This is a genomic window from Salmonella sp. 2018103 (genome assembly GCF_026247685.1).
Lineage (GTDB): Bacteria > Pseudomonadota > Gammaproteobacteria > Enterobacterales > Enterobacteriaceae > Salmonella > Salmonella enterica.
Map to the genome: position 1 here is coordinate 3,472,835 of NZ_CP111029.1, position 24,158 is coordinate 3,496,992.

At 48.1% G+C, this 24,158-nt stretch carries 20 protein-coding genes and 5 pseudogenes; 7 read left to right on the forward strand and 18 right to left on the reverse strand.

Annotated features, from left to right (window positions below; genetic code table 11):
• Positions 1-102: 102 nt before the first annotated feature.
• Positions 103-843 carry a peptidoglycan meso-diaminopimelic acid protein amidase gene (gene dpaA / locus OLG56_RS16895; RefSeq protein ID WP_061377241.1) on the forward strand — a complete coding sequence of 247 codons (741 nt, stop codon included), beginning with the start codon at positions 103-105 and terminating at the stop codon, positions 841-843.
• Here dpaA and OLG56_RS16900 read toward each other — a convergent pair.
• Positions 814-1,581 carry a class II glutamine amidotransferase gene (locus OLG56_RS16900; RefSeq protein ID WP_000333387.1) on the reverse strand — a complete coding sequence of 256 codons (768 nt, stop codon included), beginning with the start codon at positions 1,579-1,581 and terminating at the stop codon, positions 814-816. The genes dpaA and OLG56_RS16900 overlap by 30 nt on opposite strands.
• Positions 1,582-1,793: 212 nt before the next feature.
• Positions 1,794-2,372: a D-sedoheptulose 7-phosphate isomerase gene (lpcA, locus tag OLG56_RS16905; protein WP_000284051.1), complete on the reverse strand. Its 579-nt coding sequence runs from the start codon at positions 2,370-2,372 to the stop codon at positions 1,794-1,796.
• Positions 2,373-2,610: 238 nt separating this feature from the next.
• Between lpcA and fadE the strand changes: the two genes are divergently transcribed.
• From fadE to pagN, 4 genes are all read left to right on the forward strand, one after another.
• Positions 2,611-5,055, forward strand: coding sequence for an acyl-CoA dehydrogenase FadE (gene fadE / locus OLG56_RS16910; protein WP_000973034.1), 2,445 nt, complete (start codon positions 2,611-2,613; stop codon positions 5,053-5,055).
• A gap of 108 nt (positions 5,056-5,163) precedes the next feature.
• A complete protein-coding gene (locus OLG56_RS16915) occupies positions 5,164-5,931 on the forward strand; it encodes an amidohydrolase (protein ID WP_000015789.1) in 768 nt (255 codons plus the stop codon).
• Between the two features lie 309 nt (positions 5,932-6,240).
• Positions 6,241-6,648: a Spy/CpxP family protein refolding chaperone gene (locus OLG56_RS16920; RefSeq protein ID WP_000788200.1), complete on the forward strand. Its 408-nt coding sequence runs from the start codon at positions 6,241-6,243 to the stop codon at positions 6,646-6,648.
• A gap of 330 nt (positions 6,649-6,978) precedes the next feature.
• Complete coding sequence (gene pagN / locus OLG56_RS16925) at positions 6,979-7,698, forward strand: adhesin/invasin protein PagN (RefSeq protein ID WP_000787605.1); 720 nt, start codon at positions 6,979-6,981, stop codon at positions 7,696-7,698.
• A gap of 3 nt (positions 7,699-7,701) precedes the next feature.
• Here pagN and OLG56_RS16930 read toward each other — a convergent pair whose 3' ends face one another.
• A complete protein-coding gene (locus tag OLG56_RS16930; protein WP_031603649.1) occupies positions 7,702-7,890 on the reverse strand; it encodes a hypothetical protein in 189 nt (62 codons plus the stop codon).
• A 56-nt stretch (positions 7,891-7,946) separates the two neighbouring features.
• On the opposite strand from OLG56_RS16930, the pseudogene OLG56_RS16935 reads away from it, so the two are divergent.
• Positions 7,947-8,059, forward strand: a pseudogene (locus OLG56_RS16935) (hypothetical protein); the annotation flags it as partial.
• 601 nt (positions 8,060-8,660) lie between these two features.
• Here OLG56_RS16935 and tioA read toward each other — a convergent pair.
• The 7 genes from tioA to OLG56_RS16970 form a co-directional block, all read right to left on the reverse strand.
• Positions 8,661-9,278, reverse strand: a complete 618-nt coding sequence (tioA, locus tag OLG56_RS16940) for a protein TioA (RefSeq protein ID WP_000241747.1) — start codon at positions 9,276-9,278, stop codon at positions 8,661-8,663.
• A 139-nt stretch (positions 9,279-9,417) separates the two neighbouring features.
• Positions 9,418-9,873 (reverse strand): Lrp/AsnC family transcriptional regulator TinR, encoded by a 456-nt coding sequence (gene tinR / locus OLG56_RS16945; RefSeq protein ID WP_023136372.1) that lies wholly within the window; start codon positions 9,871-9,873, stop codon positions 9,418-9,420.
• Positions 9,874-10,005: 132 nt separating this feature from the next.
• On the reverse strand, positions 10,006-11,085 hold the full coding sequence (gene tcfD, locus OLG56_RS16950) for a fimbrial protein TcfD (protein WP_023136373.1): 1,080 nt from the start codon (positions 11,083-11,085) through the stop codon (positions 10,006-10,008).
• A gap of 21 nt (positions 11,086-11,106) precedes the next feature.
• Complete coding sequence (tcfC, locus tag OLG56_RS16955) at positions 11,107-13,794, reverse strand: fimbrial outer membrane usher protein TcfC (RefSeq protein WP_001632496.1); 2,688 nt, start codon at positions 13,792-13,794, stop codon at positions 11,107-11,109.
• Positions 13,795-13,902: 108 nt separating this feature from the next.
• A complete protein-coding gene (tcfB, locus tag OLG56_RS16960; RefSeq protein ID WP_001056553.1) occupies positions 13,903-14,421 on the reverse strand; it encodes a fimbrial protein TcfB in 519 nt (172 codons plus the stop codon).
• Between the two features lie 107 nt (positions 14,422-14,528).
• Positions 14,529-15,239 (reverse strand): fimbrial chaperone TcfA, encoded by a 711-nt coding sequence (gene tcfA, locus OLG56_RS16965; RefSeq protein WP_001009507.1) that lies wholly within the window; start codon positions 15,237-15,239, stop codon positions 14,529-14,531.
• 813 nt (positions 15,240-16,052) lie between these two features.
• Complete coding sequence (locus OLG56_RS16970; protein ID WP_000564357.1) at positions 16,053-16,283, reverse strand: hypothetical protein; 231 nt, start codon at positions 16,281-16,283, stop codon at positions 16,053-16,055.
• Here OLG56_RS16970 and OLG56_RS16975 point away from each other — a divergent pair.
• Positions 16,275-16,832, forward strand: a pseudogene (locus tag OLG56_RS16975) (ATP-binding protein). The gene OLG56_RS16970 and the pseudogene OLG56_RS16975 overlap by 9 nt on opposite strands.
• A gap of 64 nt (positions 16,833-16,896) precedes the next feature.
• Here the strand turns inward: OLG56_RS16975 and OLG56_RS16980 are convergent.
• The 8 genes and pseudogenes from OLG56_RS16980 to safB all read right to left on the reverse strand — a co-directional run.
• Positions 16,897-17,058 (reverse strand): annotated as a pseudogene (locus OLG56_RS16980) (transposase); the annotation flags it as partial.
• A gap of 80 nt (positions 17,059-17,138) precedes the next feature.
• A pseudogene (locus tag OLG56_RS16985) lies at positions 17,139-17,258 on the reverse strand (hypothetical protein); the annotation flags it as partial.
• A gap of 119 nt (positions 17,259-17,377) precedes the next feature.
• Complete coding sequence (locus OLG56_RS16990) at positions 17,378-18,325, reverse strand: LysR family transcriptional regulator (RefSeq protein ID WP_000970302.1); 948 nt, start codon at positions 18,323-18,325, stop codon at positions 17,378-17,380.
• Positions 18,326-18,821: 496 nt separating this feature from the next.
• Positions 18,822-19,059, reverse strand: a pseudogene (locus OLG56_RS16995) (PerC family transcriptional regulator); the annotation flags it as partial.
• Positions 19,060-19,141: 82 nt separating this feature from the next.
• Positions 19,142-19,963, reverse strand: coding sequence for a polysaccharide deacetylase family protein (locus OLG56_RS17000; RefSeq protein ID WP_000119391.1), 822 nt, complete (start codon positions 19,961-19,963; stop codon positions 19,142-19,144).
• A 406-nt stretch (positions 19,964-20,369) separates the two neighbouring features.
• Positions 20,370-20,840, reverse strand: coding sequence for an AfaD family invasin (gene afaD / locus OLG56_RS17005; RefSeq protein WP_000266941.1), 471 nt, complete (start codon positions 20,838-20,840; stop codon positions 20,370-20,372).
• Between the two features lie 21 nt (positions 20,841-20,861).
• Entirely contained in the window at positions 20,862-23,372 is a 2,511-nt protein-coding gene (locus tag OLG56_RS17010) for a fimbrial biogenesis outer membrane usher protein (protein ID WP_000669620.1), read from the reverse strand.
• 23 nt (positions 23,373-23,395) lie between these two features.
• Positions 23,396-24,133: a pili assembly chaperone SafB gene (gene safB, locus OLG56_RS17015; RefSeq protein ID WP_001530955.1), complete on the reverse strand. Its 738-nt coding sequence runs from the start codon at positions 24,131-24,133 to the stop codon at positions 23,396-23,398.
• Positions 24,134-24,158 lie beyond the last annotated feature (25 nt).

Here is a 24,158-nt window from a genome sequence, read left to right on the forward strand (position 1 = left end):
TGCCGTGGTGCTAATGTGAGCGCTCCAAATCCAGATTACTCCGATTTGGGGACTCTTTTGCCGTTCTGGCGTGTGTAACCGTTTTATCAAGGAACAAGCAGTATGCGTAAAATCGCATTTTTTCTTGCGATGCTTCTGATGCCGTGCGTCTCATTTGCCGGTTTGCTGAGCAGCAGCAGCCCCGTCACGCCGGTCAGTAAAGAGTATAAGCAGCAGTTAATGGGCTCACCGGTCTATATTCAGATTTTTAAAGAAGAGCGCACTCTTGATCTCTACGTCAAAATGGGTGAGCAATACCAGTTGCTTGATAGCTACAAAATTTGCAACTATTCCGGCGGGTTAGGCCCGAAACGCCGTCAGGGCGATTTTAAAAGTCCGGAAGGGTTTTACAGCGTTCAGCGTAATCAACTCAAGCCAGACAGCCGTTTTTATAAGGCCATCAACATTGGTTTTCCCAATGCCTACGATCGCGCGCATGGCTATGATGGTAAGTATCTGATGATTCACGGCGCCTGTGTTTCCGTCGGCTGCTATGCCATGACCGACAACGGCATTGATGAGATTTTCCAGTTTGTCACCGCCGCGCTGGTCTTTGGTCAGCCGAGCGTGCAGGTGAGTATTTATCCGTTCCGGATGACCGACGCCAATATGCAGCGTCATAAATATTCTTATTACAAAGATTTCTGGGCGCAGCTAAAACCCGGCTACGATTATTTTGAACAGACGCATAAGCCGCCAACTGTTTCTATCGTTGATGGACGTTACGTCGTGAGCAAACCGTTGAGTCACGAAGTCGTTCAGCCACAGCTGGCCTCAAATTATACGCTCTCCGAGGCAAAATAACGCCCATTCGCCTGGCATAATCTTTTGCCAGGTTTCATTCCCCGTTAGCGGCTGGGTAGCAATCACGGTAACCACGTCATTTGGCGTGGTCTGTGAACTGAAATCAATTTCCATATCCTGATCCACCAGCGTGGCTACGCCAAACGGCGCCCGGCGAGTGATCCAGTGCAAATGGGTTGAGCAAAACGCCATCACATATCGCCCATCTGACAGCAGCATGTTAAAAACGCCTTTTTCACGTAATACCGTCGCCAGTGTCGCAATATATTTAAATACCGCTGTCATGTTGCCCGGCGTGCGGGGATAACGCTGCGTTAATTTATGCAATAGCCAGCAAAACGCTTTTTCGCTGTCGGTTTCCCCCACCGGACGAAAATTACCGGTTTCCAGCGACTTATAACCGTTGAGCTGACCGTTATGAGCATAAGTCCAGTTGCGTCCCCATAATTCCCGGGTAAAAGGGTGCGTATTTTCCAGCGCCACTTCACCGCGATTAGCCTGACGGATATGGGCGATAACCGAGCAGGACTTGATCGGGTAATTCTGTACCAGTTTCGCAATCGGCGAATGGTAGCTCGGTTGCGGATCTTTAAACGTGCGACAGCCCTTTCCTTCGTAAAAGGTAATTCCCCAGCCGTCTTTATGCGGCCCGGTTCCGCCGCCACGCTGCACCAGTCCGGTGAAGCTAAAGCAGATATCCGTCGGCACATTGGCGCTCATCCCAAGCAGTTCGCACATACATCACCTCCACAAACGCCTTAAGCGGGAAGGCGTAATTTTTACAGCCAATCAAAACTCAAAATATCAAAGAAAACAATATGCTATACCCTAAATAATTCGAGTTGCAGGAAGGCGGTAAGGGAGGAAATCCCCAGGAACATAGATAACTATGTGACTGGGGTTTCTGAGCGCAACCAACGCACCTGCAGCTTGAAGTATGACGGGTATAGTTATTTAACCATCTCTTTTTCGATCAACTGAATCAGGATATGAATCACTTTGATATGAATTTCCTGAATACGATCGGCATAACCGAAGTGCGGTACGCGAATTTCAATATCCGCCGTTCCCGCCATTTTGCCGCCGTCTTTGCCGGTCAACGTGATCACTTTCATGCCTTTTTCACGGGCCGCGGCAATCGCTTTAATCACGTTACCAGAGTTACCCGACGTCGAGATCCCTAACAGGACATCGCCTTCGCGCCCTACCGCTTCAACGTAACGAGAGAAAATATAGTCATAGCCAAAATCATTACTGACGCAGGATATATGGCTAACATCAGAAATCGCAATTGCCGGGTAGCCCGGACGATTTTCACGATAACGACCTGTCAGCTCTTCAGCAAAGTGCATCGCATCGCAATGGGAGCCGCCGTTACCGCAGGAAAGTACCTTACCACCCGCTTTAAAACTGTCAGCCAACAGGACCGCCGCGCGCTGAATAGCGTGAATATTGGCGTCATCTTTTAAAAAATTAGCCAGCGTTTCCGCCGCTTCGTTCAGTTCGTTACGAATAAGATCCTGGTACATGAGGATATCCTTCAGCATGAATGTAAATGACAGTATGCAGTGTACCGGATAGCAGTACAGGCGAGAAGCATAAGCCGAATTAACGCCTCACGCTTTTGATTTTTCGTGCCCCCAAAAACGGCAACAATGTGAGCTTTGTTGTAATTATTTTGTAAACACATTGCTAAAAAATTTTACATCTACTACAACCTAATCATCACAAGTGGTCAGACCTCCTACAAGCAAGGGAGCTTTCGTTATGATGATTTTGAGTATTATCGCTACGGTTATTCTGCTCGGCGCATTGTTCTATCACCGCGTGAGTTTATTTCTCAGCAGCCTGATTCTGCTCGCCTGGACCGCCGCACTTGGCGTCGCTGGCCTGTGGTCCATCTGGCTGTTGGTTCCTCTGGCCATTATCCTCGTGCCGTTTAACCTCACACCGATGCGAAAATCCATGATTTCCGCACCGGTGTTCCGCGGCTTCCGTAAGGTCATGCCGCCGATGTCGCGCACCGAGAAAGAAGCGATTGATGCCGGTACAACCTGGTGGGAAGGCGATCTGTTCCAGGGCAAGCCAGACTGGAAAAAACTGCACAACTATCCGCAACCGCAACTCACTGCCGAAGAGCAAGCGTTTCTCGACGGTCCGGTAGAAGAAGCGTGCCGGATGGCGAACGATTTCCAGATTACCCATGAACTGGCGGATCTGCCGCCGGAACTGTGGGCTTACCTGAAAGAGCATCGTTTTTTTGCGATGATCATTAAAAAAGAGTATGGCGGGCTGGAGTTCTCCGCTTATGCGCAGTCCCGTGTACTGCAAAAACTGTCCGGCGTCTCCGGGATTCTGGCTATCACCGTCGGCGTTCCAAACTCACTCGGCCCTGGCGAGTTATTGCAGCACTATGGTACGGAAGAGCAGAAGAATCACTATCTGCCGCGACTGGCGCGCGGCCAGGAGATCCCCTGCTTTGCGCTGACCAGCCCGGAAGCAGGTTCTGATGCAGGCGCCATTCCGGATACCGGCGTGGTTTGCATGGGCGAATGGCAGGGCCAGCAGGTGCTGGGTATGCGCCTGACCTGGAACAAGCGTTACATTACGCTGGCGCCGATAGCTACCGTGTTGGGCCTGGCGTTTAAGCTTTCCGATCCGGATAGATTGTTAGGCGGAGAAGAAGAGCTGGGTATTACCTGCGCCCTGATCCCCACCTCAACGCCGGGTGTGGAAATTGGTCGTCGCCACTTCCCGCTTAACGTTCCGTTCCAGAATGGTCCAACCCGCGGTAACGATATTTTCGTGCCTATTGATTATATTATCGGCGGCCCCAAAATGGCCGGACAGGGCTGGCGTATGCTGGTGGAATGTTTGTCGGTAGGACGCGGTATTACCCTGCCGTCCAACTCCACTGGCGGGGTGAAATCCGTCGCGCTGGCAACCGGCGCCTATGCTCACATTCGTCGTCAGTTCAAAATTTCTATCGGCAAGATGGAAGGTATTGAAGAACCGCTGGCGCGTATTGCAGGTAACGCTTATGTGATGGATGCCGCCGCATCGTTAATCACCTACGGCATTATGCTGGGCGAAAAACCGGCGGTACTGTCGGCTATCGTGAAGTACCACTGCACCCACCGCGGCCAGCAGTCCATTATCGACGCGATGGATATCACTGGGGGTAAAGGCATTATGCTGGGCGAGAGCAACTTCCTGGCGCGTGCTTACCAGGGCGCGCCTATCGCGATTACCGTGGAAGGCGCGAATATCCTGACCCGTAGCATGATGATCTTTGGTCAGGGCGCCATTCGCTGCCATCCTTATGTACTGGAAGAGATGGCCGCAGCGCAGAATAATGATGTCAATGCCTTTGATAAACTGTTGTTTAAACATATTGGTCATGTCGGCAGCAATACCGTCCGCAGTTTCTGGCTTGGCCTGACCCGCGGATTAACGAGCCATACGCCAACCGGCGACGCCACGAAGCGTTATTACCAGCATCTGAACCGACTGAGCGCAAACCTGGCACTGCTGTCCGACGTGTCAATGGCGGTACTGGGCGGCAGCCTGAAACGCCGCGAGCGTATCTCCGCGCGTCTGGGCGATGTGTTGAGTCAGCTTTATCTGGCCTCAGCCGTACTGAAGCGTTACGACGACGAAGGTCGCCACGAAGCCGACCTGCCGTTGGTGCACTGGGGCGTACAGGATGCGCTGTATCGTGCTGAACAAGCGATGGACGATCTGCTGCAAAACTTCCCGAACCGCGTCGTGGCCGGATTGCTCACCGCGATGATCTTCCCGACTGGCCGTCATTATCTGGCGCCGTCTGATAAGCTGGATCACGCCGTGGCGAAGATCCTGCAGGTGCCGAACGCCACACGTTCACGCATTGGGCGCGGTCAGTATCTGACGCCCGCCAAACATAATCCGGTCGGTTTACTGGAAGAAGCGCTGCGTGATGTCATCGCTGCCGACCCTATCCACCAGCGCATCTGCAAAGAACTGGGTAAAAATCTGCCGTTTACTCGTCTGGATGAACTGGCGCGCAATGCACTGGCGAAAGGGTTGATTGATAAAGATGAAGCCGCCATTCTGGCGAAAGCGGAAGAGAGCCGCCTGCGCAGTATCAACGTTGATGATTTTGAACCTGAAGCGCTGGCGACCAGGCCGGTAAAGCTGCCGGAGAAAGTGCGTAAAGTCGAAGCCGCATAATCAGTCTCGTGTCTTTCCTGCCCCGCTTTCGCGGGGCTTTTTCTTGCCGCTTTTTTATTATTGCTCATGCTACAGTGTAAAGACGCTGTTCAATGAGGAGCTCCGATCGTGTCTGGTTTGAAAATTACTCTGTTGCAACAACCTTTAGTCTGGATGGACGGCCCGGCAAACCTGCGTCATTTTGACAGACAGCTAGAGCTCGTATCTGGCCGGGATGTGATTGTTCTGCCTGAAATGTTTACCACCGGCTTCGCGATGGAGGCCGCTAATAACTCACTTTCGCAAGATAGCGTGATTACGTGGATGCAGGCCAAAGCCCGACAAACTGACGCTCTGATTGCCGGCAGCGCGGCGCTACAAACTGAGCGCGGCGCCGTAAATCGCTTCTTACTGGTTGAACCGGAAGGTAAGGTTCATCTCTATGATAAGCGCCATCTGTTTCGTATGGCGGATGAACATCAACATTATGCCGCAGGCGATAAACGCATCATCGTGCAGTGGCGCGGTTGGCGCATCCTGCCGCTGATCTGTTACGATCTGCGCTTTCCGATATGGTCGCGCAACCGCAATGATTACGATCTGGCGCTGTATGTAGCGAACTGGCCTGCGCCGCGCTCGCTACACTGGCAAACATTACTGACAGCGCGCGCTATTGAAAATCAGGCTTATGTCGCAGGCTGCAACCGGGTTGGCACCGATGGCAACGGGTTACATTATCGCGGCGATAGCCGGATCATTAATCCCCAGGGTGATATTATCGCCACCGCCGAACCACACCAGGCGACACGTATCGATGCCGATCTTTCTCTCGTCGCCTTGCAGGACTATCGCGAAAAATTTCCAGCCTGGCGCGATGCCGATCCATTCACCTTGTAAGCAACCTGCCGCTCACCGCGGCGGGATTGTTTCACTCCGTAACTCTCCGTAAAACAAATTCGCGTGGCGTAATGTGGCAGGCAACGTATTCTGACTAAGAGCCTATCCCATTAGGGCTATTTTACTTGCCATTTTGGACCTGGGCAGTGCTCAAAATCCTCACGTACTACGTGTACGCTCCGGTTTTTGCGCGCTGTCCGTGTCCAAACTGGCTGCGCCAATAACGCCTACTGGGATAGGCTCTAAGATAATTGCTCGCCATTCGTGGGTAATAAAAACGGTTAATCACTCCCTTATCAGGATATCTTCATGAAAAACTTTGTACGCACAACTTTACTGGCAGCGACTCTGGCGGGCGTTTCTTTTGGCGCTTTCGCCACCGCTGTCCCCAATCCTCCCCTGCCCGCCCAGGATCCTATTGTCCAGCATCTGAAGCTGACAAACGATCAGATTACCCGGATCAAAAAACTTCACCAACAACTGGAAACCGACGTCAGTCAGATTTCTATGAAGGGAATTAAAGACGGTGCGCTGATAGAGGTGATTAAATCCGGTAAATGGGATGACGCCGCCGTAAAACAGCAGCTTGCAGCCTTCAGTAACATAGAACAACAGGCTCGCTATTATCGGGTTAAATATTATTTTGATTTAAGCAAAGTCTTAACACCAGAGCAGCGTCAACAGGTACAACAAGATCTCGCCCAGGCACTTGAGTAAATATTTTTGCCCGTTATTTCTGGATAACGGGCTTTATCCAGGTCGGGTACAAATTCATCTTCATCTTTTTCTTACAGCATCGCTCTATCTAACACTACCCGTTACATAACGTAGAAGTGAAACCGTACGTGGGGCAATTTGGCGAGGAGATGGATTTCCATACCGACGATTATCGTATTGTTATTTAAAATTTTCATCTCATTTTTTACCCGCTTACAGAAAACCCAGCGTTACAATAGACCGTTTTTTGGGCTTCGTTTATGTAATCGTTATATCACACCCTATACCGTGAAACTTGTCTTTTAGCCCAATGTTAAAGCAGGTTCTGAAATGAAAAACTTTTTCGCAGTCTGCATCATTCCCCTTGTGGTAGCCTGGTCCGCTACTGCATCAGCAAAAGAAGGGATCTATATCACCGGGAAAGCGGGGACATCTGTAGTAAATGTCTATGGAATCAACTCAACCTTCAGCCAGGATGAGATAGTCAATGGTCATGCAACGTTACCTGACCGTACCAAAGGCGTTTTTGGCGGCGGGGTTGCTATCGGTTATGACTTTTATGATCCATTCCAGCTTCCAGTACGTTTAGAACTGGATACCACTTTCAGAGGTGAGACGGATGCTAAAGGCGGGCAGGATATTATTGCATTTGGTCAGCCAGTACACATAAATGTAAAAAATCAGGTCCGAATGACCACTTACATGGTTAATGGCTATTATGATTTTCACAATAGTACGGCGTTTACACCCTATATCAGCGCAGGCGTTGGCCTCGCTCATGTGAAGCTAAGTAATAACACCATTCCTGTTGGTTTTGGTATTAATGAAACTCTGTCTGCTTCAAAAAATAACTTTGCCTGGGGCGCAGGTATCGGTGCAAAATATGCTGTAACAGATAATATTATGATTGACGCCAGTTATAAATACATTAATGCAGGCAAAGTAAGCATTTCAAAAAATCACTATGCTGGTGATGAACATACCGCTTATGATGCAGACACAAAGGCTGCCTCCAATGACTTCATGCTCGGCATTACTTACGCCTTTTAAACACTATCGGTAAAATAGCTGGTCCTGTGGGTTCCCGAAGGCGCAATGGAGGATATCAGTAATGAATACTCCTGCGCCTTCAGAAAATCGTTGAACAGGTGCAACCTGGCGCCATTTTTCAGTACACTGCAACGTTTCTGGTATGGGCTTAACTTCCGGCTGCCCAAAAACAGCCCCGTCCTGTTGTATGATCTCTAAATGTGAATGGCACGATTATGCGAGATACTTACAAGTGTCTGGTATGAAGATATACTGCGAACGCCGATGTAAACGGCGCGCGTAACATTTTAGAGCGGGACACGCCGTGCTTGCCTGTGGAAGGAGCGTGCAGTCAGGCAGCCCGTTGGAGCAGGAACCCACGCCCTTCAGGACGTGGAGGATGTCAATGCACAAGAATTGGGGAATCTTTAGCAGAATTTATTATCTCTACAGTAGCATCTCTCTTGTTCCCGTCATAAATAACCCAATGCCTCCAGAGCTGAAGCCGCCTTCAGCATGAGCACTGGCTGCAAATAACACCAAATAAAATAATAATATAACAACTACCGAGACAAAAAACACCTCTCTAAAGTATTTAGAATTCATACAGTCAGCTCATTTAAATTTAACGTCACATGCAACCATGCATGCGTAAAACAAGAACCACACTCATATTAATAATGATTAGTAATGTGAGTGTGCGTATAACGAGATACAGATGTATATTCCTTAATGTAACGGAACATCATCAATGCAAATAGCAACCATCGATATATTAAACTAAAATAATACATCTAGTGCATATATAAACCATTCGTATGGTGGCTGTAATAAACTTGTTGATAAACGGTCACCCCCTAAACTTCCAGCCTCCCCACCACACGAACAATGATGTTCTTTATATTTAATCGTAATAAAAAACAAAACAATAATTAAACAAAAAATAAATAAGATATTTTTGATTCAAATTTTCACTCCTTCTGTTATATACACCAAGTTTCATTTTTTTTATGATCCCGAAAGAAAAAACCGTCATATGACGATGGCCATTGCATTCCATACATGTAATCAACTTCGTTCTGGTACACGGCCCTCTGTTCTACATCATTTATATCCCCGACAAGAATCTTTTGGAACTTATGATAATGATAAACACTACTAATAAAATTAGGATCACGAGGCACTACGCAAGCCTGAAAAAAGAACCCAAGGTTTTTAATTTCACTGGAATAAGAATGTTTACCACAAAAATCAAACCAAACTTCCATACCATAATCTCTGCGACTCCTGATGTACTCGCTCAGAAATTTGTGGTTGTTATTAAAGTCAACAGAAACAGCAAATAACCCGACGCTATTTAATTTACTGATCCTTTCCATATGTATGAGCACAAATTCCCAGGGAATCCTGAGTATATATTTATTTAACCCATATTTATGGTTGAATAAATTAAATGACTTTTGTAACTCTTCAAAAAACATCAATGACTCAATTATGTGGTTTTCGCCTTCTTTCCAGAAGGGTTCAACGAAATAAATATCAGTAACATCATCTGTTTTAATGCGGTTTTTTGTTACATGCACGGGGTGATATTTAACCATGTGATATTCCGCTGTGTTATTCTGTGCCGCTTAATTTCACCACTGCTGATTAAAATCCTTGTTCAACAGCCGCAATCTGCCGTTGTTGTTCCGTAAGAAGGATAATAATGTATTAAATCAGTAAGTACACATCACACTTTCACACTGGCAGTTCGTTTGTTTCTTTTATTTGCTCAAGAACAAAGCTCGATGCAGATCCACTAATTGAAGAATTAGTTAATATTATTTTCTCATAAAAACTATAGTAATCGTTCATATCTGTAAATACTGTATGCATTAAATAATTAAATGATCCAGAAATTCGATAAAAGGCAATAACCTCACGCATTGACTTTATTTTCTCAGAAACACTAGCGTATTGCTCCTCAGATATGTTAATCATAATAAAGACATTAAGTGAAAGACCTAGTTTTTCTTTATCCAATAAAGCGAACTGACCAATGATAACCCCCCTGTCTTTAAGTTTTTTTAAACGCTTGAAACATGGTGTGGGCGTAAGTCCCACTTTATATGCAAGTTGCCATAAAGTTTGCGCACAATCTTTTTGGATTTCTTTCAATAATTCTTTATCTTTATCATCTAAATACTCAGTCATAGGAAAGCAGAACCTCACGCATTGATTTTCATAAGTGAATAGATTTTCTTTATTAAATAAAGCAAGTATATAAAGAGAACTCTGATTTAAAAAACCATATAAGAAAGATATCAATAAAATAAATAATTACTGTCAGGGGGTTTGTGTTCCCATCAGCATTGTCACTGTCAGCGTTCCCTGATATTCACCAGAACGCTTCTCCCTGATGTTAAAGGGTTGTGTTGTCAGGGTAAGGGGCACTGGCACACAACGTACCGCCTGCCGTTGCCCGGGAAGTAGCACCGGACGCGTTGCTGCTTTATCCACGTTATCCAGACTGAACTCCACGCCACGGGTGACAGGAATACTTCGTCCCCCATAATTCATACTGACCGCATAATCAATCGTATCAGCAGAATCGCTCTTTATAACCTGAAATCCCGTACCTGACTTATTGCTTCCTTCTATCTTCATCTGTAATGAACGGGCTTTCACACCTCCGTCATACAGACACATATCCAGATTAGCCCTGCCCGACATTTGTGAGGCATTCAGCCGGTGAAGATTCAGGTCAACACGAGGGGTTGCAGTACCAAACTGCGGAAAGTAAATAGCCGCATTTTCTGCAAAGTGGTCTGTTACATTCAGCGTGATATCTGTAGTTGATGTGCCTAAAGGATCGTCTCCGCCCCATTGTAAATAATCCAGGACTAACGTTGCTTTCCATGTTCCGCTTGTAGGTATCTTCGCAAGCTCTTCTGAAGGTATCCTAAGTTTCAGCGACCTACCCCATTGACATGCAGCAGCGTTCATGTGCACGACACCAGTATAACAGGCATTACGAACACTGCCGAGCAGTATGAGCGTGATTTCAGCATGGCTGATTTGTTCTCTGAAACGCAGACGAATTTTTGAATAAGCTTCAAAAGAATACCACCATACCAAATGTGTTTCTTCACACGCCCCCTCATTTTCATTCCTGTTTGAACGACATACCCATCCCCCCAACACATTTGCTACACTCCATTCTTGGGACCAGACAGGAGTGATGACCGGTACATTGTTCTTGTCGTAATTCAGGTCGACGGTAATCGCATCGGCGACTTGTGGCAGTGTAGCGCCAGCCATCAGCAGGATGGCAATTATCCTTGCTGGATAAACATATTTTCGGATGAAATTAATAATTGCTGACCAATGGGCTGTCATACTTGTCCACTTCATTTTATTCTTCATACTATCGCCTTTATCTTTATGTCAGGCTTCCTGAACGGAATGGCGCAGCAAACCTGCCACGTTCAGCAAACGGATGACCCGCGGCGATATTTGCAACGCCTGTGGCAGGGCATCCACGTCACTTAATTCACACCGCACATCACCCACTACCTGCATAACATCCCGACGTTTATGTACTGACATCGGACAACGCAGGATCCTGTTTTTAGACAGCAGCCACAGGCTGGATTCTTTATGCTCGCTCTGCAGGCTAAATCGCCCGGAAGGTCCCAGCGACAAAAATGGATGGTTCAGTGGCTGTGCGTCCAGCAGCGGTCTGCCATCCTTGTCCAGTACGCGGCCAACGTACAGTCGGCTCATACTGGCGCTGATGTTGTGAACCAGCAGATGCCCGGGTGTCAGGAAGTAACGCCTGCTTCCCCCTCCCGCTTTTACGTCTGCCATACCCTGTGAACTAACCCCTGCATCCTCAATGGTCACCTCCGTGGCGTTATAGCCTTCCATCAGCAACAGCGACTGCTGACCAAAACCGAGACTGAACGGCTGGCTGCTGCCACGAACGCTGACTACTTTCCCGCTACTACCCTCGTCCCCCTCTGACTCCACGTTCACCGCCATGCCAGAGGCCGGTTCACCGTCCTGACCACCTCCCCAGAACAGTCCATTACGGGATAACGCCAGAGACGAGCTGTAGCCAGCGGTGAGTGAACTGGCGCTGCCCGCATTACGTTGATGGGAGTTACTGATAGTGGCGCTCAGTTCACCCATACGGCCGCTCATGCGTCCGCCGAGACTCCCGCTCCAGCTGTCGTCGTTATAACCGGAGAAACCCACCGACAGTTCACGATACAGATCCTGCTGCCAGGATCTCACATGGTTCACATTCCAGGACGTCTGTGTTTTTTGATTCCGGCTACTGTGAATATCGGTCCCGGCTGAGGTATACCCATTACTGCCAGTCATTGTCGGTGGTTGAGAGGCATATGACACACTGACACTCATAAACAAGCCATCATCATTCACTCCGTCATTTCGGGTTCGCCATACTCCCCCATGGGTATTAATATTCATGCCAGCCATATTAAGGTTGTACGTTGCACTAGCCTGAGCAGATTCGCGGTGAGAGGCAGGGATGTATGCCTGTCGCCAGAACACATTTTCTTTGTCACTGTTATCATCATATCCCCGGTAAACCGGCCGACCTTCTGTCCTGCTGGTACTGTATCCCAGCAGGGCATACCAGTTCCCCACCGGAACCGACAGGGAGGCGTTCATCGAAGTCTGGCAGGTCATACTGGCATGCACTGACTGTGGATGACGACCACTACAGGCATCACTTTCCGTATGGTTACGCCACAGACTCGCGGAAAATCCGTCGTTGTATGTCACCTGCTCAGTGTTACCGCTCGTGCTGTCTGTCCCATGCAGTATCCCGGCAGAAAGGTCCAGCGTGCCATCCAGCACTGCATGCTGTGAATTCAGTCGGGTTTCACTGTACCAGGCCTCATGTGCCAGAGAGATACCTTCGGTCAGACTGATATTTTTCCGCAGCCCAGTTCGGAATCCGGCAGCCATGACAGTCTCACCGTCATAATGGCTGGCTTTATCCCCGGTATCTTCCTGCCCGCCCTGAATAAACCACTGGGTCTGTGCACTGAAGCTATTACCCCCCTTACTGAAGGGCTGGCTCTCCGTTCGTCGCAGAATTCCATCCTCATATATCCGCAACGCCAGAGGATAGCTTCCCGGTGGAAGAGAGTGAGTATCCAGGGTATGCATTCCCGGGGTCAGGAACTGACTCCCCAGCAACTCGCTGCCACGATAAATATCAATACGGGCATTTCGGGTAACCTGAACCATAACCGGAGTGGCATTCTGGTCCACCTCATGGTTAACATAAGCTTGGGTGGTCCCGGTTCGTAATCCATCAAACCGGCTCAGGGGAAGCAGACTGAACCCAAAATCCCCCCCCGTGGCGCTGGACAGATTCCGCTGATCCATCCGACCAGCCTGGAGATAATACTGATTGCCGAGATCCTGACGGACAAACAGATTGTCAAACCAGGTCTGACTGTTATTGTAATGTTCTGACTGATTCCAGATAGCTGCCCAGTTGCCTCCCAGATAACGACCGTCACCAAGCCCCAGGGCACCGCTACCATTCAGTGTCATATTACGACTGTGGAGATCATCACTCAGATACAGCGTCTGGCGGTGAATAAATGCGCTGACACCCTCCGGGGTCGGAGTCAGCCAGCGTTTATCACGTCGTTCTTCATCCGGCAACCAGTCCCGGTTAAGAAACAAAGATAACTGACCGTTGTTCTCATCAAAAATAACCGCAACATCCTCTTTATCTGTTGCCACGTAACCACACTCGCTGCTGTCTTTTGCTTCTGAGACACCACAGACCAGATTGCTGTTACGTAGCAACGGACGGCTGAGTGCAGCCAGCGCTTTTTGCCGTTCTGCGGCCGGCAACGCGGCAAGCCCACTGCTTTCAAGTACCATCAATGGGGACATAAACTGCACGGTGTCCGGTTTAACCACCACCGGAAATAATCCCAGTGAATGCCCTGGTAGCAACACTTCAATTTGCTCAGTCTGTCCTTCCAGCAGAGATTCAAATCCAGGAGGGGGAATAAGAGTTGCCTGGCTGGTAAAACTGCACAATCCCAGTAAATAATACATCCAGAAATAACGACTCACGTAAAGAGACCTGAATTGCAATGAATAATAAGATCAATACCGGATCCGGTTCAGGTACGAACGGTGACACCCCAAAACCGGATCAGATGAAGAGCTAATAACCGGTTATTAGCCGGCAGTGACGGCCTGTGAAATCACCAGACTGACCAATCCGCTGTATTCACCGGCAGGCAGGTTTTGTAAGGCTGCTCCAGCCTTCTGACCAATATCCAGGTTCAGCGGAGCTGAAGCATCGCCAGTTTTTCCGTCCGGGAACAGGGTTTTAGCTTCCAGTACAGAATTGGTGGTGGTCAGTGACCGTCCTCCCAGAGTCACTTCCATATCAATGGTTTTGGTGGGATCCAGGACGTTGATAAGTTGTGGAGCATTCAACAGTTTTACATTAACCGACTTGGTCTGATCGTTGCTGTAAAGGCGGGTCTGGAGTGATTTATGGACCAGGCCCTTACCCGGCATGAAATCCAGCTTCATAGTCGACGGGAGGGATGAACCATCGGCCTGCAGCAGTTCAAGTGTACTGTCAATATTGGCAGTGACGGTAATATCCTTCTGAACCGCAGAAACAGAAAAAGAATAAACGGTGGCCAATGCCACAGCTGCGGCAATAAAAGATGTTTTCATGTTCATAAAAAATAACCTTGCTTTGTTGTTTATTACAGTGATATATGTACACTCGGTATACATCCGCTCCCCCTGAGAATAAATGTAGGGTATAGCGTACGCTCCGTGTGTTTTTACTTTCCGGCTGCTGTTAAATCAGCAGAGATTACCGGTGAATTTGCACCCGTACGATATTCCACACGAAATGCATTACTTTTTATTCCGGCCGGAATATCAGCACTCCCGCCGGGATAAATACTTTTGTCTATATTCTGCCAGTGGCATGTGGTGTCGCAGTTGCCGGCCCGAATAAGAGAAAGCCGGGTATTTCCCGTATTCAGCAGGTGGTGACCGTTCGTTACCAGCGCAGGCCTGGGGTCTGACGGAGAAACACGCAGCAACACCCCCCAGACAAGATTCACACTTACGGATGAATTTTGCTTTCCACCTGCCTGTGGATCATCTTCCAGTTCAGGAACAGCCTCGAAGTATACCCGCCAGGCTTCCTCTCTTTCCGGTGCCTGAGTACTGATAACACGTATTGTTTTTTTTGTTCCCGGGGAAAGGGCAAATTTCTCCGGGGAGACAACAAGTCCTGTCTCTATATCATTCCCTGCTGGTACCTCCTTCTCCTGTGGCATACCAGGATGTTCAATACGCATGATTCTTGTTCGAATATATTGCACATGATCTGATTTAGAATAGACGAACAGCGAGGTGGCCTCTTCGCGGCTACTATTAATTTCTGCCGCCATGGGATAAACGAGCATATTCGCCCTGGCATGACCACATGCAAACATAGCGACACAGAGAAACACCCCGGGAAGAGTATCTTTAAAATTCATACCAGATTTTACCGTATAAAAGTCATCTAAATTTTAGTATTAGCATAGACAGAAAGTTATCAGCATAAAGAAGCAAATTACGATTCAGTGTTAATACATTTTGTGTGGAGGGCATCATACGGAATAAAATTTTTCGCTCAATACCTCTGTTTTTTTCAGGAAAGGAAAAATTAGTAAATAAAAGTCCACGGATTTCATTCACCAAAAGCGAACGACAGATCTGTAAGAATCGCTGAACAATTAATAACGCCGCAGTAAAAATTTTGGAAATTCTTCATAAGAAAGTTGTTACTGTGTACCTGACTTACTCAGATAAATGGAACTGCATTTCCCCCTCCTTCAAAGCAACAAATACGTAACATAACAACGTAGGAGACAGAGAATCTAAAGAAAGCCCTCCAGGAGGGAGATACAATTCAGACTACAAAACCAAATAAACCTTAAACAAAGCCACAAATAGACTGATCATCATGAGGTTTTACAAAACCAGGTAAAAAAAAGTAAGCAAAGTAATTAATTTAGAAAACTAAAGTTACAGTTAGATCAGATTTACTTGCTCAATATCTGTTAAAAATATGATATCAGCAAACAAAAACTTATATACATCATATGGTTACACTTGATGTTTACACCTCTCCAGCAAAGTGTAATCAATATAATACACTATTTTTAGATGAAATATTGGTTAAATATTCCATAAACAACAATATAAAACAGAACAATTCACCATGAAAATACAATTCACCTTTTAAAACATAATGTTATAAAAAACACCATTCAAATTGATGCCAGTCCCTTACCTGTCAATGTTGTTTACGGTTCCTTTCCCCCTTTTGTGCGAGTAAGCAACATGAATGTACAAGTCTTAACGACCAATGCCTCTGTCAGCCCAAAAATAAGTCGACATTCCTGTGCATGGCGCTGCAGCAGGAATAGAACGGCAGACATCAGCGCGGAATGGAATCCCGGCTGAAACAGGCTCGTCTGCCATGAGTCAAAACGCTGGAGCAGTTCGACTTCAGCTTCCAGCCAGGCATCGATCATAAGGTCGTCCGGGAGTTGGCCGGTCTGGCGTTCGTGGAGCGCTGCGTGAATGTGATCCTGCTGGGGCCCCCGGAGTGGAGAAAACCCACCTGGCCGCTGCCCCCGGTGTGAAAGCGGCAGATGTGGGCCATCGGGTGTTGTTCATGCCGCAGGACAGGTTGGTAGACGCTGATGAAAGCGAAGCTGGAAAACCGCCTGAAGCGCCAGCTACAACAACTGAGCTATGCGCGGGGGCTGATCCTGGACGAAGTAGGTTACCTGCCAATGACCAGTGAGGAAGCCAGTCTGTTCTTCCGACTGCTGAACCGACGGTATGAAAAAGCGAGCATTATCCTGACGTCAAACAAAGGCTTCGCAGACTGGGGAGAGATGTTCGGTGATAACGTGCTGGCAACAGCGATCCTGGATCGGCTACTGCATCACTCAACCACACTGAATATCAAAGGAGAAAGTTACCAACTGAAGGAAAAACGCAAAGTCGGGGCGCTGACCAAAAGCGCAACGCCAATCAGTGAAGATGAAATGGCGGAAAGCGGACAGCAGAAGTGATCAAACAGCGGATATTAAAAATAGCGAAAAACGACCATAAATCCTGGCGTTGACATCCTCAAGATTTAATATCAGAAGCTTCCATGCCGCCGCATCCAGACTTCCAGTTGTCCCTGGTGGCTTCAGAAATACCGGCCTCCCGGTAGACATCTTTAACAGTCCGTCCGGATTCAACTGATCTAATCACAGCGATGATCTGGTGCGCAGTAATACGGGCATTACGCACAGCGATCTCCTGCGTTGGCAGATTGATTATGCCGGATGATCTCTAAATGTGAATGGCTCGATTATGCGGGATACTTACAGTGCAACCTGGCACCATTTTTCAGTACACTGCAACGTTTCTGGTATGGGCTTAACTTCCGGCTGCCCAAAAACAGCCCCGTCCTGTTTCCGGGTATTATCATTTCCGTCAGTCGGCATCATGTTTTGTATTGGGCATCGTCAAAAGACGACTGGCTGACCAGTCGCATATCTCGATGCCTCAATTCAGTCATCATCATGTGGGTTTAAGTCAGGAACGTGTCAAAACCATTCCAAACGGGTTAATCATCATTCAGAAAATCAATTTGTGGGCGATTATTCCATTTATCTTCAATAAAAGACAGAAAGCGTTGAAATAAAGGAGAATAATACTGACGATGACGCCATACAAGATAAATGGGGAGATCTGGGACCCTCCATTCAGGAAGTATAATTTCAAGTTCATTATTTTTTAAGTATTTGGTGGCAAGCCAGGCCGGAGTCATGAGGTTGATACCCTTTCCTTCTAAAACCAAATTAAGAACACTCAAAAGATTATTGGAAGATAAATGAACATTAACAGCGCCACTAATAGTGTATGATTCATCTTGACGGAAAAGAGTAAGAGGTCCGGAAAGACCATGGTTGTGAAGACCCACAATAATGTGATTTTCCAAATCGCCAGGATGTGAGATCCTGCCATATTTTCTAATATATTTCGGACTCGCACAAAGAACCAACTTTAAAGGGCTTATCTTTCGATACACGAGATCCTCACTTTCGATTATGCCACTTTTAAAAACCAGCTCATCAAACTCCAGGGATTTACTAAAAAAATCGCTACGCTCTCGTGAATCCAGGTAGATTTTTGTATCCGGATAGCTAGCTGTAAATTCCCATATCCACTTATTGGCAAGAAACTCACAGACAATAGCCGGAGCCGAAAATTTTATACTCCCTCTGATAATTTTATCCGGATTTCGCAATTCATCCAGCAAGGACTGAAAGGAAGATGTTATCCTTTTCATGCTTGCATAGGCTGTCTGACCAGCTCCAGTCAGTTCTAAGTGATGTGAATCGCGCCGAAGTAAAGTAACCTCAATAGAATTCTCAAGGCGACTAAGCGATTTACTGACAGCAGAAATGCTAATATCTAATTCCCGTGCAGCCCGGGAAAGATTCCCTACTTCCGCCACTTTAATAAATATCATCCAGTCTCGCATACCACGATTATTGATCAGTTCCATCATTATCTTCCGTTGATAAAAGAAATTCTTATATTAAAGGAGCTATCAACGACTTACTGATGCGTCATTGTGTGCCTCAATGTCCTTGATATCATCATAATAAAAAATCTATTGGCTGCAAAATAGCATCTGAATCGATCATGATTTTGCATCCATCTCCGGTTACTAATTGAACCTGTTTACCACTCAGTGTAAATACCCTATCTCAGAAGTGATCGTCAAGGTTGTCGCCGAACCAGATACCAATAATAAAGTGGTTCATTGTCATGCGCCCGTTCTGCAAAGGCATTGTCCTTTTCTGTGACGCAGTCTGGAACGCATTAATTGTATCGTTCACCTAACAAAGTATCCCGTGGAAACAAGCAAAACATCGCCAGATTATTCTTACTTGAGTCCCCCCCACCCGGCTCGACATTATTTGTGAAAGTGGAGGAAAAAGAACAGACGGTTTAAATAAGACGCTTACTCAAAACATAAACCTATGTGCAGGCTCCTCTCATTTCGTCGCGTCGCTGATATCCAGCTTTACTGGCGCCAGGGGAAGATATCTGCGCAAGGCAATAATTCCGGCGCAACAACAACCACTCCCGCTGGGCCTCTGTACATTCAAAATCTCCCATGACCAAAAGCCAGCGGGTAGAAGCCCTGCGCCAGTGACCTGCGGCCTCCAGATTCTGCGCAACCGGGTCTATCACGGCCTCCGGTGTTATCTTATTTCTGCTCAAAATCAGCACCATCATTTGGGATATAGCCTACAACCCCTGCCCGCCGATGATGGGGGAGGATTCGGTATGCAGCACTTTCATCCTGGTCTCCGGCTCAGTCAGCTATCCGACGTGCCCCCTTATGCCGGGCCAGCAGCGAAGAAAATCCGGGCGTGGTGTGATAAAACAGACGACGTTTCAGCCAGCCCACATTCTTTCGCTCCTTTGTGTTGATACGACCAATACGCTGTGAACCGATGACTGGATTGTTCATACGCCTTTCTGTGGTATACAGGTATGTGAACCCCAGCTCTTCAGCCACATGAATATAGTCAGAACAATACCAGCCCTCAGGCCAGCACAGATGCTGACTGCAGTAACCCAGCATCTCCCTCATCCGCTTACGACTAAGAAGAATATCGACACGAAGCAAATCCGACGGATTACGGGACACAGGTTTCTGGTCCCAGCGTCGGTGGGTGTGCGTGTGCGAGTGAAACTCAACAAGGCCACTGAGGTGCATCTCCCGGACCTCTGACCAGCGCAGCATGACCTCATCAGCCCGGCCTTGTTTAACCAGCATCTGACACTCATCATGAGAGTACACCGGTTCGCCTGCAGGAATACGGACCGGTCCGTCACTGATCAAACTGGTCACAAGAAAGAGATGCGCATGCAGATTAAACTCCTGCAGCACCGGAAAAACCTGCAACCAGTTATCCAGCCAGCCGCCATCAAAGGTCAGCATGACGCTTTTACGAGGCAATCTTGCACCATGATAAAAAGCTTCCACCTCTGCTGCGGTAACGGTTTTCCAGCCAGATTCAGCCAGCCATTTCATCTGCGCCCGGAACGTACGGGGAGATAAGGTTATCTGTCCGGGTTTATCACTGACATGGTGATACATTAATACCGGTAAATGTCGTGCATAAGACATATGCTTTATTCCTTTATGTAAAAAATAAATTATTTTTACGCCTGAGGGGACAAGAAAAAGCCCCCTAAACATAAAATCTTAAATATCACATATGAATACCTGACAGATAAACAAACCTTATACCAAGGGCTTATAAAGACCCGTTCACAAAAGAGTGAATCAAACAAATCCACAAAACAGAAAATAATAAAGGCATCAGTGTCTGTTAAATTATTTTACGAAACATAATATTCCTCTCCCTACAAAAAAGATGAATTTCAGATTTTAAAATAAATCAGCAATTGATTTTTCTGCAATGAAGATTGCTAACCATATTTGCCTTGAGTAAATTTTCAATACATCCTCGAACCTGATATACAGTATTCGCCTTATTCACTTATACAGGAAGTATGAGTGGAACAGACGGCTACGTATCCTCCTGCGCCAATGCACAGGCCTTAAAATCCAGCGTCCAGGTGTCCGCAGGCACTTCCTGATTGCCATCAACGACCACACTGAAACTGGCGTTATCTGCAGCGGTTCTTAAAATGGCGCCACGACCACTCACCGTATCTGGTTGCCACCCCTCGCCCTCCAGGCGAACCTGAATGTGATGGCGAGGATCCTGTTGCCCGCTCAGCAGCAATACGGTAGGCGTGTTACCCGCCTTTTGCTCATCGCTCCATACCCGAAACCCGCTGTGACTGCCGTGATAAGTCACCCAGCCTTGCGCAAGCACCATCCCATCTGGCACGTGCCCAGCCCGAAAGTAAGTACCTACACGTAGCGTTGTCTGAAGTTTTTCTGCGGCGTTCGCTATCGGCACCAAGCTACTGGCAGTGACCAGTAAGCTTACGCTATAGATAACCGTTTTCACTCGCTGTATTTTCATCCACATTATTCTCTCCTTCAGAATCGGCTATCTGCAGAGACCGCTCATTTGATACAAGCCCGCGATTCCCTTGTGGGCAGGTAGCTGGTAGTTAACCCGACATTGCTGTGCTCCCCATTTCACCGTCAGTTCGCCCTTATCCGCCAGACCAGTGAGATAAACCTGGCTATCAGTATCCACCAGAGCAGCACTGCCATCCTGCCCATTGACTGTAACCTGCGCCCCGAAAGGAATGGCGCTACCATCTTCCCGTTTCAGCGTCATCAGTGCCCTGGCCCCGATGCGAGTGTGAAACTTCGCTTCCACCACCGCCCCTTCGGTTGGCACCACGCGCACATCGGTTTGTGTGACCTCTGCGTCATCCGGTAGTCGCGACGGATCGAGGCTGACTGTATTCTCCTGATAGACGTTCAGGTTGCCCACTGTGGTGTCGCCACGAAAATCCGTCTTAACGCCAGGCCAGCCGCCAACTGGCACCCCCGAGGCCCCTGGCGCTTCAACCAGCGCCACTGAGCCTTGCAAAGGTTGCCCCAGCGTCACACCATGATGGTGGATAACTATACCTCCCGCGATATTGACTCCCATCTGGCTCATCGCCCGGCTGTAGCTATAGTCACCACCTAACAGGCCGTAAGCCCCATTCCATGCCAAGTGCAATGCGCTGTTATTACCACCACCTGGCGGGGCATCGGCACGGTAACTCTGACGCACCTCCCAATCCAGTTGCTGACTGAATGCCTCTCCGTTGACCCCCACTTGTTGCGTCTGACCACCGTGTGATGGTGAAGTCATCTGCCAACTGGCACTTACATTATTCCCCGTCCAGCGGCTTAATGGCATACTGAACCCCAGGCTGGTTATGTTCTCTTTACGGTGCGCGCCATTGCGCCACAGCGTTCTGTTTTGATTCCAGTTCAATGACAGCGAGCCCCCTCCGATAGAGGTTCCCCAACTCAGTCCGTAGCTGTCATCATGACCGGGGCGATTACGCCAGTCGGTACGGGAACCGGTTAAACTCAGATTGCCCAAATGCCTCCCCCATGACTGACTCAACATCAGGGTGGTACGCGAGCTCGGCTGCAAATTATCTCGCCACGACCATAGACGGTTGCCATCATGTCGATAACTGTCGAGCACATCGGATAAGGTGTTATAGCCCTGCGAGGCATACTGCCATCTCGTCAGAAAAAAATTTGTCCCCGTCGCAGTCAGCTGGTTGCTGTAACGCAGTCGCCAGGAGGCTCCTTGCTGTACCGCCTCCCCCTGACGCTGACTGTGTGTGTCGCTTCCATCGACAGATAAACTCCCCCATCGCCCGAGAGATCCCCCCAAACCAAGCAATGCAGCTTGATAGTGCGTTGCACTCTGTATACCGCCGTATGCAGTGAGATTCCACGGCAGACCATACATCAACGTAGCCTGCGCGATCTGCGCCTTATCCGTTGCAGAGTCTGACGATCGGTATCGGCCCGCCAACAGGCTGTACTTCAAATATCCCTGGTGCAGTGCTATCGCCGGGGTCTGATACGGCACCACAAACATTTGTGTACTGCCATCGGCCTCCCACACGGTGACATGCAGATCACCACTACTGTCTGTTACCGACAGATCCCGCAGTGCAAACGGTCCGGGCGCCACGGTGGTGTTGTAAATGGTGTAACCATTCTGTTTGACCTCCACCCGAGCCTGCGTGCGGGCAATCCCACGCACTACTGGAGCAAACTGCCGCTCACTGTAGGGCACCATGTTGTCATCCGATGCCAACATCACACCGGTAAATGGCACACTATCAAATATCTCCCCCTGCGAAGTCTTTTGCCCCAGAGTCAGACGACTTTTTAGTGGGTACAGTCCACGCTCAGCATAGGTATATGCTGCCTGCCACTTCCCCGACAGTTGACTACTCCGCTGCCAGCTGGTCGCATTGCGGACACGCCACGCACCTATATTGATTCCCGGTTGCAGTTGTACCCAGGAAGAGTTGTCACGCCTCTCCATATCCATTTTGTAATCCGTCTGCGTTGTCCTCGCACTGTAGTTCATCAGAAACGCCGGAATACCATCATCCCAGAGATCTTCAGGAGCGATCCCCTTAAATTCCGGACGCAACGCCAACTGCGGAATACTCAGTTGCAGTTGCTGATTATTGATATCCAGTACCGCTTTAGCCTGTGGAATGGCGGTCAGATCCGCACACTCATCTGGGGTCTTTGCTGCTTTCCACAACTGAGGGTAATCTTCCGTTTTTACGCCGTAGCGTGAAAGCTGACTGACCGTCAAACAAGGAGCCAGAAAAGGCGTTCCTTGCCCATCCTTTTCCAATTTGAACACCACATCACGGGTGTCGACACGTTTACCATTCACCATCACGTCCACTCGATAAGTCCCTGGCTGTTGTACCCCCTGGTTAAAGAGCGACATATCAACCCCTTTCGCTGCATCGCCCAACATTGATGCATCGAATGTGTAAGCGTGCGCATTTGCGCAATGAACCACTCCCGCGATGAACAGTAGCAAGGCAGGTTGTTTGAACTTCATTTTCTGCCGCTAAATCCTTGAATTTATTTAAAAACGTAGTGGAACGGATGACTTTCACCACCTAAGTCTGTAATAATTTTCCACTCGACATCACCACGAGTGCCACCTGGCATATTTAGTGTTTTGTCAGCAAAGGGGGGGATATACTCAAGCCCTGTAATGGGCTTTCCCCCTACTGTGACAGAGGCTAAATTCATGTAAAACGGGGTGGGGTTCTCTACCTTAAGTTTGTTGCCCGTCTCCACCCATCTTAAATTTCCTGCAACATCTTCCGGCGTCCCCTTCACGGCATCCGGGCGGAAAATCAGCTTGTCACAGGTGCTGATGGACAAATTGAGGTCAAGGGTCGCGCCCTTAGCCTGTGTATCCGACTGTTCATTTTCGGGTGGTAGCGCCTTTATACAGACCCACTGTAAAGTCTCGCGATCCGTTGGCATGTCACCACCAGTACGGATAATACGCAGTTGACTCTGCTGGTTCGCTTCTAAACGAAATAGAGGCGGCATCACCATAAAGGGGGCTGGCGAATTTTTGTCTTCTGCTTTGACTGAAGACTGAACCAAAATAGGGTAATTCTGCGGGTTGCTCACCGAGAGCGTCGCGCTTGGTGTACCAGCGTGATAAATCACACGTGTAGCTCCCAGCTTCACGCTGAATGATTTAGTGGCTGAATTTAATTGCTGCCTGGCGGCATATACTGAAACCATAGAATTAGAGGCGAACAAAGCTGCCGCCATTAAAACAAAATTAATTGTTTTCATATCAAAAATTGTAAAAGAAAAATGA